At 46.1% G+C, this 12,190-nt stretch carries 12 protein-coding genes; all 12 read right to left on the minus strand.

Going from position 1 to position 12,190, the window contains the following annotated elements; all coding sequences use genetic code 11:
* Positions 1–68: 68 nt before the first annotated feature.
* Positions 69–932 (minus strand): hypothetical protein, encoded by an 864-nt coding sequence (locus HZC01_00680; GenBank protein ID MBI5037213.1) that lies wholly within the window; start codon positions 930–932, stop codon positions 69–71.
* Positions 933–940: 8 nt separating this feature from the next.
* Positions 941–2,566, minus strand: a complete 1,626-nt coding sequence (locus HZC01_00685) for a hypothetical protein (protein ID MBI5037214.1) — start codon at positions 2,564–2,566, stop codon at positions 941–943.
* A gap of 29 nt (positions 2,567–2,595) precedes the next feature.
* Positions 2,596–3,462 carry an AmmeMemoRadiSam system protein B gene (gene amrB, locus HZC01_00690; protein ID MBI5037215.1) on the minus strand — a complete coding sequence of 289 codons (867 nt, stop codon included), beginning with the start codon at positions 3,460–3,462 and terminating at the stop codon, positions 2,596–2,598.
* Positions 3,449–5,692, minus strand: a complete 2,244-nt coding sequence (locus tag HZC01_00695; protein ID MBI5037216.1) for a hypothetical protein — start codon at positions 5,690–5,692, stop codon at positions 3,449–3,451. The genes amrB and HZC01_00695 overlap by 14 nt, the downstream gene beginning before the upstream one ends.
* Positions 5,693–5,710: 18 nt before the next feature.
* Complete coding sequence (locus HZC01_00700) at positions 5,711–6,316, minus strand: hypothetical protein (GenBank protein MBI5037217.1); 606 nt, start codon at positions 6,314–6,316, stop codon at positions 5,711–5,713.
* Positions 6,317–6,331: 15 nt separating this feature from the next.
* Positions 6,332–6,865 carry an Ig-like domain-containing protein gene (locus tag HZC01_00705; protein ID MBI5037218.1) on the minus strand — a complete coding sequence of 178 codons (534 nt, stop codon included), beginning with the start codon at positions 6,863–6,865 and terminating at the stop codon, positions 6,332–6,334.
* 68 nt (positions 6,866–6,933) lie between these two features.
* Complete coding sequence (locus HZC01_00710; GenBank protein ID MBI5037219.1) at positions 6,934–7,749, minus strand: ABC transporter permease; 816 nt, start codon at positions 7,747–7,749, stop codon at positions 6,934–6,936.
* A gap of 4 nt (positions 7,750–7,753) precedes the next feature.
* Positions 7,754–8,743, minus strand: coding sequence for an ATP-binding cassette domain-containing protein (locus tag HZC01_00715; GenBank protein ID MBI5037220.1), 990 nt, complete (start codon positions 8,741–8,743; stop codon positions 7,754–7,756).
* Positions 8,740–9,015 carry an AbrB/MazE/SpoVT family DNA-binding domain-containing protein gene (locus tag HZC01_00720; protein MBI5037221.1) on the minus strand — a complete coding sequence of 92 codons (276 nt, stop codon included), beginning with the start codon at positions 9,013–9,015 and terminating at the stop codon, positions 8,740–8,742. Before HZC01_00720 ends, HZC01_00715 begins: the two co-directional genes overlap by 4 nt.
* 207 nt (positions 9,016–9,222) lie before the next feature.
* On the minus strand, positions 9,223–10,302 hold the full coding sequence (locus HZC01_00725; GenBank protein ID MBI5037222.1) for a flippase-like domain-containing protein: 1,080 nt from the start codon (positions 10,300–10,302) through the stop codon (positions 9,223–9,225).
* Between the two features lie 77 nt (positions 10,303–10,379).
* Positions 10,380–11,189, minus strand: coding sequence for a C39 family peptidase (locus tag HZC01_00730; GenBank protein ID MBI5037223.1), 810 nt, complete (start codon positions 11,187–11,189; stop codon positions 10,380–10,382).
* Between the two features lie 60 nt (positions 11,190–11,249).
* Positions 11,250–12,116 (minus strand): magnesium transporter CorA family protein, encoded by an 867-nt coding sequence (locus HZC01_00735; GenBank protein MBI5037224.1) that lies wholly within the window; start codon positions 12,114–12,116, stop codon positions 11,250–11,252.
* Between the last annotated feature and the right edge of the window lie 74 nt (positions 12,117–12,190).

A 12,190-nucleotide genomic window follows, 5' to 3' on the forward strand; every position in this document is an offset into this window, starting at 1 on the left:
AGAGGTATTATAAATCATTTAGCACTCTCACGTCAAGAGTGCTAAAGTCGTTCTTTATTACTTCTAGACTAAAGAAAACGGAATGTCTCAATAATTTTATCCATTCCCTGAAGCAATGCTGACTCTTCCTCAGTAAGGTTATTTCTGTTTATCAACCTTCGCAATTCAGAATCGGTTACACTATCCCAAGCTTGGGTGTCATTACTCGTGCAGTCCCATCCCCCATCGGTAAATAATATTGAACTGATAATAAGTCCTTTATAAATCGAATGATCAATGTTCAGCCAACTCTCTCTGATAAACATGGGTGAACACTCAGGAGCATCAAAACGTAGTCTATCAAAGGTATTCTGACCTGCCACAGTCTTATTGACGCAGTACGAATAATCCTCAATAACACCGGGAGTCGAACATTCTTGAGCTAAATTCGCCCCACCATTATATGAGGTAAGTGCAACAAAATCTCGATAATCACTTGAGGATAATCGTATGTTTGGTTTTGTTGAGTTCTCAAATGTAATATTAACCCCCTGCCCCTCATAATAACTCCGTTCGTCATTTCTATAATCATTATTTGTCACCTTAACGACACCCCAGTTATTCGGATATTGAAAACTAATCCCATACTCCTCATTCTCATACGTCAGCCAATCCGACGTATCTACTGTGGTAATATCGGCATTCGTATTGATATTCGAATTTGCGTTGAGATTTAGATTGACGTTCACATTCTCTATGAATGTCTTGCCATTGATGGTGCACTGCCCAGGATAAATAGCTAAAACCTGACCGACAGCTTTCGCGCATTCCTCAAAACTATCAACGGAATCGTATTGATGCTGATTAAAATACCATGCAGTGCTAACCATCAAAACCGCCACCAGGGAAATGGCGATAACGACGACGATGGCGATAAAACCGCGATTGAGCATTGTAAGCCTTACTTAAGAAATGGGAACTGAATGGTATCCCTTATTTCCAAATAAACACCCAGCAAATCATCATAGAACTCAAAATTTGTATAATAAACTATCATTTGATCATCAAAAATTGGAAAACATGTATAAGCAGCAACATCTGTTGTGCCATTATTTCCAATCAAATATTCCGCTTCAATCCCCGACACACTAATAGTTTCAGTGGTTGACAGACTTTTTACTGATACATTTGCCCAAGCAATTGCTTTGCATTGGTCAAAAAGTGGCGATGATAAATCATAAGGCTTTACAATGAACTCAATTTGGCGCGCATGATTCTTCTTCAAATTTTCAGTATCGCCTAAGAAAATTCGCGTATCTCTCCCTATTTGCCAGCTTGCTGGATGATAGAAATTAATGATTACTGACCTGAAATCAGAATAATATTGATCCCAATCCTTATATTGGGGGATAGATGCCGCATACCCAGGTGTCATAACGGTAATGCTCTCGGCTATGCGTAAAAATATTTGCTCGAGTTGTTGATGATTTTCAACATTTGCCCAGCCATCCAACATAAACCACCTTCCATCTTTTATAAATCCAATTTGCGTATGATAGGATTCCCGCTTCGCAATACTCCACTTATCTAACGCTACATAACCATTAACGCCGGAAATGACGCCCTGACTTTGAAATGTCTCTGGATCCCACCACGTTGAAGGTGGTTCAAACTCCCAAGCTTCAATACCAACTGACATTCCTTGCTTGGTAATATGACTACTCCACGGACTGGTACCATCGTCTCCAACAACTAAATCAGAACTTTGCGCTACCTTTCTATCATATGAATAGATGTGAGTTGACCCGGCTTCGAGGGTCCAATTGCCAGGATATTCGTATGAATATTCACCTCCGGCGGAAATATATTTCTGCCAGGTGCCATTCAATGCTTCATCAATTAGTTCTTGACTCTCACGGTAGCTGGTTGATCCAGCGGCGGTATTTATTTTTTCATTCGTGTTGAGTGGCTGAGTTGCTTCGTTAACCAGTACCGAAGGCTTAATTTCTGAATAAACTTCAAACCGATAAATAACATCCTCTTCCTCTTGTAGCGAAGTATTTGCCGTAACCACGGTAAAAATGTTACCACGGGGTATCAGATAATAATGCCTCATTGTCGTCCCCACTTCGACACTCGCATGTCGGCCGATAATATGGCCAACCTGGAACTCCTCCCAGGAGGAAATATCAATACTTTCAGACTCATACAAATAGTCTTTCAATTCACTCTCGCTCAGATTTGCTTGATCAACGATGATATACATAAATCCATCCGCCTGCTTGACCCCAATACTATTAATCACGTTACCAAGAAACATACTACTACGATTATCAGAATAATCTTTGATAGCTAACTCTTTGGGATAATAAAACCGATATCCAAATGTATCATTCTGATATATGGCATAATCAACTTTTTCTGCCTCTGGTATCACTATAGTTGAGTCCTTGATGTTCGGCTGGACTGCCACAACTTCGATATCCCTACTCCCCCGCTCAGTGACCACTGCCACGGTCAGCATTAAGATGGAAATCAAAGAAATGGCGATAACAGCCACGATGTGAACAAAGCCTCGCTGATTCATATATTTGTATTAGTGATTACCCTCTTATGTTACCAAAAATATGCCGTGATGTAACTAGTGACGGCCGGGATTGAGGTATCACCGGTCACGTCCACCGTATCCAGGGAATCCAATATTTGTACGTGGCCAACTCGGCGCTCATGGAGGTAATGGAAAAGTACCGACAAACTGGCCGGCGAATCAACATAGATACCTTTGGTCGTCTCCGGATCCATAGTTTTCAGCAGTTCAATGCTGGCCGCGTTCTGCAGCATAGCCTGCCGATGATTTACATTGTGCGCGAAATCCACGCTGACTAGCACCAGACTATTTTCCGGCAACCGCTGCGCCAGCCAATCCCCCAGCTGTGTCAGCTCCTCCGCTGACGTATGCTGCTGGATAGTAATCGGTACGATACTGGCTCGAGGGAAACTGCGACGGATAAAAGCCACTTCAGAAGTGATGGAATGCTCCACGTCAAAGAGCGACTCATCAATCGTAACCACGCCATCGGCTGCCATCGATTCTATGATGGGCGTGTGCGGATATAATATCCCGTAAGGCGTGTACCAACTGCCCACCGAGGTGGCGATATGGTAATCACTGCGATTTAAATGGTCAGGTCCGATGAGCACAATGACTTCCGGGGATTGGACTGATTCAATCCCCTGAAAAAATTCCGCGATCACATGTGAGGCGATCAAATGATGCGGGATAATGCCGCCGCGAACCATCCCCTCTGGCGCAGGTGGCGTATTACGCGTATACGCCAGATCAAAGAATTCTTGCTCCACGAAGAATGACCGGTGCACCACGGTGGATGCTGGCCGGCCATTCACTGCATTACTAAAATATATGGCGCTGCCGATCAGGAATAGACTGATACTAAGAATGATAACAACCTTAGCGTAACGCACCGCCCCATTCGACAACAGTAAATCCATCGCGTGCTGGCGTCCGTATTTCCAGCGGCTCAACGGTAATCGGTTTGTCCAGGCCCTGATAATCCATGAAGACGCGGATAACGCTGTCTGGCCGCGGTGACACAGTCAGTGGCGCCAGGGTGTCGAAGACCGCCTGGTCAACGAAGGTCACGAAGTAGTACGGCTGCTGCTGCATGCGGGGCACCCAGAACTTTATGAAGTCAGCTGATTCTTTTTCATTCAATCCGAGCAAGGCTAATTTCTCCTCAAGGAATGACCCAACATCCGCTCGCGCTACCACGAAGCCTTTTTCTGGCGTGACGTAATTAATCCCCTTTCCTTCCCAGAAGAGATAGGGATAAGTGAGGCCGTCAGCGTAATCTAACGTGCCATCAGGATGCGCAATCACGTTCCATCCACCCACGGGATATAATGGATCAGTGATGGAGAACCCGCCATTGGGATCAACTTGCACATTCACCTCCATCGTGGACTGCGGGTACAGGTAAATCACGGGTTTGCCACACTCGACGGCTGGTAAATAAGTTACCCGAGTAAACCGCACCCAGTGATCCAACGGGTCTTTCCAGAAGAACATCGGACGGTCGGCCACGAAATCATCATAGTCCATCTTTTCTTCCTGGTAGGGGGCGTAATACATATCATACGCGGACTTCAGTATTTGAGCATCGGTATCCTTAAACGTATATACCTTGTCCCCTGATGACGTCGTGCCCATCACTTTCAGCGCGCTGATGCCGCCTAATTCTTCCTCGGTATACATGGCGTGGCACGAGGTGGAGCCGCACCCGCCGGCTGGCTCACTGAAAGTGTACTCATCGTCATTGGTCGTGCCGTCGCTCCAGGTAATCGCGGGGACGGACTGATTTGTTCCAACAGAATATTCGCGTTCCGTAAAATCACGGATGAAATCAAGTTTGAGATGATACAGCTTCACCGTGCCATCATCGCGCACGATCAGGTAGCAATCGTCCGCCGGGTCAAAGAATACCGAACCCAAATCGTCATCTTTAAACGCTTCGCGGGCCTCGGCATGATCAGTATAAAATTCGTTAGTATCAAAAGCTTCAGCTACCAAATCAACATCGCTATTGGGGATATCGATCTCTTCTGGCGTCACCAGATCGGGAATGGTCGAGCCAATATCATAAGTGAATTTTGAACCGAGATATGACAGATTGTCTGAATATTTCTCGAGGTAGACAAACGTCTTAGCCGTCTCGTCAAATACCACTCGATACAGATTTGGATAGAATGCCGGACCCTCAGGCCACTCGAGAATAACGACGAGCGCGTCTCCCTCGTACCGGCCATTAGTGATTTGCCCCACGTCATAGTAGAATCGCCGGGTATACAGTGACCCGCTGCTGGTTATAACTGGATCAATCAGATTTAATTCTAGTGGTGACTCGCGCCAAATCACTTCGAGCTCATATCCTTGGCTAGCGGCAATGGCGGTGGTCTTGGTTTCAGCAGGTATGGTAATCAAGGGTAGTGGATCGATGAACCGGAAACTTTTCCAAATAGTATTGATTGTTCCGCTAACCAGCGCTAGATCGGGCGCATAACCATGAAAAGCAAATTCATACACCCGCTCATCGCCGGCGATAAACGCCCAGACCGTCGTGTAGTCGCTGGTATTTTGGGATACGTCCAGCACGATAATCTCGCCTTCAGTACCCTCTATCGTTTTTGGTTCATTGAAGACATATTCATCCGCGAATGTCTCTTGATATTTGCTCACCCACGTTGCCAGACTGTCATTGCTCGCATTCTTATGATAGATGACATCTCCGCTGACCCTACTCTCACCCTGCGCAATACCATTGACCCATAATAAATAATCATTGTCATTGACGCCCATACTGGAGGAGCCATCATCCCAATCGCTGGGAATATCGATGGCGATTCCGTGATCAGCCTTCTGATAGGTAATCGTCTGCCAACCGTCAGCCGCCGCAGTGGTGGTCGTATCATGAGGCGCAATATTCACCGGCTCAAGATCAACCACATAATTTGCATTATCCGCTAAATACGGATCCTGTGACTGGGGGCCATTGGTTATCGTTATGTTCTGCGATCCACCGTCATTATCCTCAGTATCATTGTACTCTACGTACCAGGCCGCACCCACCATGACGATTGCTACCAGGACAATGGCAATAACCGGAACAAAATAGACAAAGCCCCGTTGATCTTTCATATAATAATTATTCAGTAATTAAATATCACTAAAAACTTTTTGGCAAAAACCACTGACACAGGCTGCGGTGTAATCCTCATTGTCATTGTCAGGGCATTGCGGTGGCGAATATTGCGGGCAGAGCACGGCCGCGCATGCCCCGGTGGCTATCTCAGCGAGCGCTTCATAGGCCGCGCCGCTGACCGCCATATAATCATCACTTGAGTAATCAGTGCACGTCGGCGCAGCACAGCAGTCGCTTGAATCATGCGTCACATCCACCAAACGGCAACCCGTATCGCTGGTACACTGAGTCGAGGCCTCACCGTTTGCAGTCGTGACCATAGTCGCGCTATTGGTATTCGCATTAGTATTTGACAATGTCGGATACTCGCAGTCCGCCGGGCAATAATGCGTTATACACGGCTGGCACAGAGCTTCGTCAGTGCACTCGCTCGGTACGCATGTCTGCTCTGTTACCGAACAAATGTCATCACCACAAACAACCGTACTGACCACCTCGGATCCGTCACCCGGCTCAAAAAGATAACTGAACAGTACGGCATTTAACGCTACCAGCGTGATGAATACCAAGGCAAGCCACGTGATGACGTGCCGTTTATGATGCTGATCCCCCGTCGTCATACAAAAATTATAATATTAATCGCCGACGTACGTTTCGGCAGCCACATACACGTTCCAAGTGGCTTTCCCACCAGGTACGTAGACTGATGCCCCAGCTGCTCCCGTCATCTGCGCGGTTTCAATGACCACGGTGTACGCCTGGACTGTGTCACCATCTATGGTTCTAGCCTCAGCAAACGTGTACGTCGCAGTTTTCGCGTCTTCACTGAAGGAAATGGTGGCCGGCACCTTCTCCTCAACCCCCTGTAGTACATAGAAATTTTCCTGGCTGATCGTCGTCGAATCAATCGGTTCGCTAAACGTAATCGTAACCGCCGATAACTCGTCCACCGTGCTACCTGCCTGCGGCGTCGCATCCACCAGGGCAATATCAGACCGGCGATTAGCATTCACCGTATTGGCGTTACCATTGACCGTCGGTGCTTCTGCCGGACTGACAAACACCACATAAAAAGCAATGATAAAACCAATAACCACAATGGTACCGACGCCAAGCCATAATTTGAGTTTAGCCTGACGGACTGGATCCGGTGCTGGTTTCGTATTCATAGCCATGCTCATAGTATACCAAAAACCGCGCGGCAACGCACCACGCGATTTCCTGCAATATAAAAACCCTACTCAGCTCGATTGAAGCTCCAGAATGCCAAAATGAACATAACCATACCAAAAGCAATAATAATACCCATATCCATGCTAGCACTGTGGTTGATGATGCTATCCCGCAGCTGCTGCGGTGCGTCGCTAAAGACGATATTGCGCAAACCGTCCACGGCATAGGTCAATGGATTCACCGTAGACAAAATCTCCATCCATTTCGGCACATTGGTCAGTGAAAAAAATGCGCCGGACAGAAACATCATGGGGAAAAAAAGAAACTGGAAAACGAATTGGAAACCTTCGGCATTGCGCATGCGCGAAGCGATGAAGAGCCCCAATGCCGTCACGGCAAACGATAAGAGGAAGGAAAAGAAAAGAATGCCGGGAATGGTTGACCAAACGATTTCTAGCCCGAAGATCGGCGACAACACAATCAAGAGAATTGCTTGAAATAAACCAATCACAATGCCGGACAAAATCTTTCCAAACATTATTGATGCGCGCGAGACCGGTGCCACCAATATTTCTTTGAGGAATCCAAATTCTCGGTCAGTCACGATGGAGATGGAGGTATTGAGAGCCACGCCAAGCGTCGTCGTAGCAATAATCCCAGGAAACATAAATTGAACAAAATTAAAGCCAACCCCCGGCCCCCCACTCATATTGAGAGTTGCCTCAAGCCCAACGCCAAAAATGCCAAGAAAGATTACCGGCTGCATCACCGAGCCAATGATACGCGCCTTATCTCGAAAAAAGCGCAGGATGTCACGGATAAAAATATTTCTCACCGAGCGGAGTTCAAGCGCAAAACCGGTTGTATAGTTTGTATGCATAGTATTAACGTCTAAATCCTCTGGTTCTTAAAAATCGTTTCGATTTTTCAGCAGCACTCGGCGCTTCATCCCGAATTTTTGAACCAGTGAGTTTGATAAACACATCATCCAAGGTCGGCTGTTGAAGCGCAATGCTCAATACTTTCTGCGGCAACTCACGCACCAATTTTGGCAATACCTCATTGCCATCTTTAACCACCGCAACTACCTGGTCATCTTCGATCCGCACATTTTCTGAAAAATGCGCCTTAGTATAATCCAATGCCGCAGCGTTATCATCTGTTTTCAAACTAATGATATCTCCGCCTACGCCTTCTTTCAGCTGAGTGGGGGTATCCAACGCTACGATCGTACCATGGTCAATCACGGCGATCCGATCGCAATACTCCGCCTCATTGAGATAATGGGTGGTCATAAAGAGGGTAATTCGCTCCTGTTTGGCAATTTTCAATATGTACTGCCACATAGTGGCACGGGTTTGGGGATCGAGGCCGATCGTCGGCTCATCGAGGAATAATATTTTCGGATAATGCAGCATGCCACGCACGATTTCTAAGCGACGTTTCATCCCGCCCGAAAAATCGCGCACCGGTTTCTTTGCCCGATCTTTCAAATCAACTAATTCGAGTAGCTCATCCACTCGGGGTTTATAAATACTGGAGGGTACTCCATAAAATTCCGCATGGAACCGTAGATTTTCATACGCGCTTAATTCTTCGTCCAAAGTAGGCTCCTGGAACACCATGCCGATGGATTTCCTGACAGCGATCCGATCAGTCTTGACCGAGTACCCGGCAATGCGGGCCTCACCGCTGGTTGGTTTCAGTAACGTAGAGAGCATCTTTATCGTCGTCGTCTTCCCTGCGCCATTGGGGCCAAGAAAACCAAATACCTCCCCCTCTTTCACCGTGAAACTAACCCCCTTCACTGCTTGGAAATCCCCAAAAAATCGAACCAAGTCGCTTACTTCAATAATTGTATTCGCTTCATTCATGATTTCTTTTTAGTAATTTTCTTTAATTGTTTAACTGACGCTTGCGCCTGCTTCAAATGTGATTCGAATAGGGTAATCATTGAACCGGCGTCCTGCTCGCGGATGAGACCAATGATTGAATTATGTTTCGTGAAAACAATCAATGAATCCCCTGGCTTAATTCCCAATTGTTTGCGCAGTTTCGCTGGTATAACAATCTGCCCCTGGCTGGCAACGGTGACCGAACCGTGGATTTCAGGGCTGATGTGATGAGTAAGTGGATGGGTAACCATCGGTATCTATAGAATTATATATATTCTATAGATAGGATACTCCCCGACTGCCTGCCTGTCAAGTACGACAAAATCAGCGCTGTAGAAAAGCGCCTGATGAATACGTTTGCTACCACATACAATCGTTACTCCCCGCAGCCACAGCTACCGCCGCACGGGCAGTCACCGCCGCAGCACTGAAGTCCACGGATATGCATCAAAATAATACTATTCATGGTTATCTGATTCATGGATGGATGTGACCGCTGCCGGTGTCTCTTGGCCATTGCCATTCACCGGGATAGCGTCTACCTTTTTTGCAAACATGGTTTCCCCGAGAGTCAAACCAAATCGGGATAAGTAGAACAACCCGATGCCGACCTTAACGAGATCAACAGAACGAAATATTAGACTAAAAACAACACCTTGCTCAGCTGGATACCCAATCAAAGTAAAAATCAACGCCAGTCCAGTTTCAGTAGAGCCGATTGAGCCCGGGATTGGCAAAAGGAAAGTGATGACCGTTAACGTTGAAATCAAAATGATGTCCAGAAATGACGTACTCATGCCGATAAACCGGGTAATCAGCCACATGGCGGTCAGGGTAGACAAACCGCCCGCGATTGATAACCCAATTCCCTGCCAAAATACCCGAGTATGATTTTTGAAAAACTCAACAATAATCTGCTCAAAGTTCGCAATTTTCTGCATGGCTTTTGCCATGAAAGAAAAACGATGCAACTGTACAAATCGAATGATGCCACCAAAAAAATGTCGACGAGTCAGTGTACGATAATAAAAGAGTCCAAGTAAAAAGATAAAAGTGCCACTCACCGCAATCAGACCTAATACGATCTTTGCAGACAAATCAAAATAGATGAGGGCATAAAAAATGCTAAAAACCAAAAAAGGCAACGCATAAGAAAAATCCATCACTTTGTCCAAAATGATCGAAGCAAGCCCCTGCGCCATAGGCACACCGGTCCCCTTTTTCAAAACAAGGGCGCGAATCGCTTCACCGCCAATATTCGGTGACGGAGTAAGATAGTCACCGGCAAAACCGACGAGCCGAGAAGCGAACAGCTTCTGGGTAGGAATATCATACCCCTGACTTTTCAAAATCAAATGCCAGCGATACAGCGTAACGTAGAGTGCCAGGGAATAAAAAAAGACGATGACAAGCCATTTCCAGAGCGTGAATGATTGGACGGCAATGAATATCGAATCCCAGCCTAACCGCCAAAAAACGCCGACAAATAATGCGATGCCGACCAGTAAGGAAATACCAAAGAATATTATTTTCTTCATCGATGCCTAAAAAAACGAGTGAACTACCTCACCCCCCTAGTATACTCCGAAATGAACTGGTTAATCAATCCTATGACCTAGTCATTCGGATAGACGACCACAATTGCCTTCCTGCCGTTATCCACGTCTCCCCCGTTCCAATCATGCATGGCGCTCATCACCACGTCGATATCATATATGTAGTTTTCGCCCTTACGGGTGCCGACGTCATTGGTAACAAACGTATCAGCCGTATATCCTCGTACCACAAACATATGATACAGCGGTCCGCCATTGCGAAAATTTGGATTGCCCAGTTGCTTGCCTGCTGCCGGAATAATAACGGGGCGCCCAGCGGCCACGTGGCGCTTAATCTGATCTATCGTCGGATCATATTCTACATCTACTCGCTGATATCCCCAATACTCCTTAATCACCCGAGCGGTTTCCTCGGCAGTAGTATCTTTATAGTATCCAAGGATGTCTTCCTCCCAGGCAACCAAGTCCAAAATTTCGCGGTCAGCAATTTCCGCGGAGAATGTTTTTTGTGCGTAGTAATAATGCACGGTTAATGCCGAGGCTTCCTCGCAGGCTTCCTGATACGGATAATCCCAATTCGCAAACGGTGCCTGAGTAGTAAAGGGTAAAGCCAGATTAAATTCATTTGGGATAGTGGTAGGTTCAGTGACGACTGAGGCAGTATTAATATTCTGATTTGCCTCCGAACCCGCATTGGCATTGAGGGCGCGTTGCTCATTGACAATCTCAGAAAATGAAACCGGCTCAGGCGCTGGCTCTGACATCCAATTATCCCAGACTTCAACAACCCGGTGCCGACCTAAATAAGCCAGACCGGCAACGATAAAAACAATCAGCAGTAAATTAAAGGTAAATAGGCCTTTTCGCATACGATAAAAATGGCGCTTATTAACTTCGCACTATACGCCTCTCTCAAATTTTAGTCAATATTAAAACCAATCCTTGCGCTTAAAATACAACGCTAAGACATACACTGACACGACCATTGAACCGATCGCCAACCAAAAACCAAAATGGGAATTCAGCATCGGGATATCCTGAAAATTCATTCCGAAAATGCCCGCGATCAAGCTCGGCACGAGAATAATAGCGCCCCAGGAAGTGACGCGCTTCATGGTCACATTCAGGCTATTTGATATCGTGGTCAAATGAATCTCAATGGCTGACGTCAAAATATCACGGTAAGTCGTCACCATTTCAATCATTTGGACAATATCGGAATTGAGTTCGCGAAAACCGGCCAGCTGATTTTGATCAAGGAAGGTGGCATACTCTTTTTCAATGCCGGCAATCACGTCGCGATTCGCCACTAACGCCTTATGAATATAAATCATGCTTTTTTTAGTAATGAACGTTCGCTGCATCACCTCTTTACTACGGGTATAATCGAACATTTCTTCCTCAATTCGCTCAATCCGGTCGCTCAATTCGTCAATGCTCAGAAAATACGTATCCATAATCTCATCTAAAATTGCAGATACTAAATGCGTAATTCCTTGCTTAAATATCCCATGCAGCCGTTGAGCTGAATAGGCGTAAATCCGATTAATACCTATACTTTCACGTTTGTGTACCGAAATAATATCATGTCGACTTTTTGAGACAAATAAAATAAGCGGTGTGGTTCGCCAGGTATGCTCCACTGATTCTACGATATGTACAATAATTAATGAGTAGTGCTCCAGATTGCGCACTAGCGGCCGTTGTTTACGTTGTAACATCTGCCCAATCTCATCCTTCGATAATCCAACAAGTGCTCCAATCCGCGTCAATTCTTCATCCGTCGGAGCCACCACATCAACCCAAGCTGGAACATGCCCTTTGAGTGCGTCAAAATCAGCGGCTGCTACCGCCCCATCGCGTAATACTT

It is taken from the genome of Candidatus Kerfeldbacteria bacterium (assembly GCA_016214565.1).
Lineage (GTDB): Bacteria > Patescibacteriota > Patescibacteriia > UBA10025 > JAHIVO01 > JAXDBW01.

Coding starts and splice junctions, on each gene's coding strand:
- HZC01_00710 (MBI5037219.1), bottom strand. CDS start 7,749: ATGCATACAAACTATACAACCGGTTTTGCGCTTGAACTCCGCTCGGTG.
- HZC01_00720 (MBI5037221.1), bottom strand. CDS start 9,015: ATGGTTACCCATCCACTTACTCATCACATCAGCCCTGAAATCCACGGT.
- HZC01_00730 (MBI5037223.1), bottom strand. CDS start 11,189: ATGCGAAAAGGCCTATTTACCTTTAATTTACTGCTGATTGTTTTTATC.
- HZC01_00680 (MBI5037213.1), bottom strand. CDS start 932: ATGCTCAATCGCGGTTTTATCGCCATCGTCGTCGTTATCGCCATTTCC.
- HZC01_00725 (MBI5037222.1), bottom strand. CDS start 10,302: ATGAAGAAAATAATATTCTTTGGTATTTCCTTACTGGTCGGCATCGCA.
- HZC01_00700 (MBI5037217.1), bottom strand. CDS start 6,316: ATGACGACGGGGGATCAGCATCATAAACGGCACGTCATCACGTGGCTT.
- HZC01_00685 (MBI5037214.1), bottom strand. CDS start 2,566: ATGAATCAGCGAGGCTTTGTTCACATCGTGGCTGTTATCGCCATTTCT.
- HZC01_00705 (MBI5037218.1), bottom strand. CDS start 6,865: ATGAATACGAAACCAGCACCGGATCCAGTCCGTCAGGCTAAACTCAAA.
- HZC01_00715 (MBI5037220.1), bottom strand. CDS start 8,743: ATGAATGAAGCGAATACAATTATTGAAGTAAGCGACTTGGTTCGATTT.
- HZC01_00695 (MBI5037216.1), bottom strand. CDS start 5,692: ATGAAAGATCAACGGGGCTTTGTCTATTTTGTTCCGGTTATTGCCATT.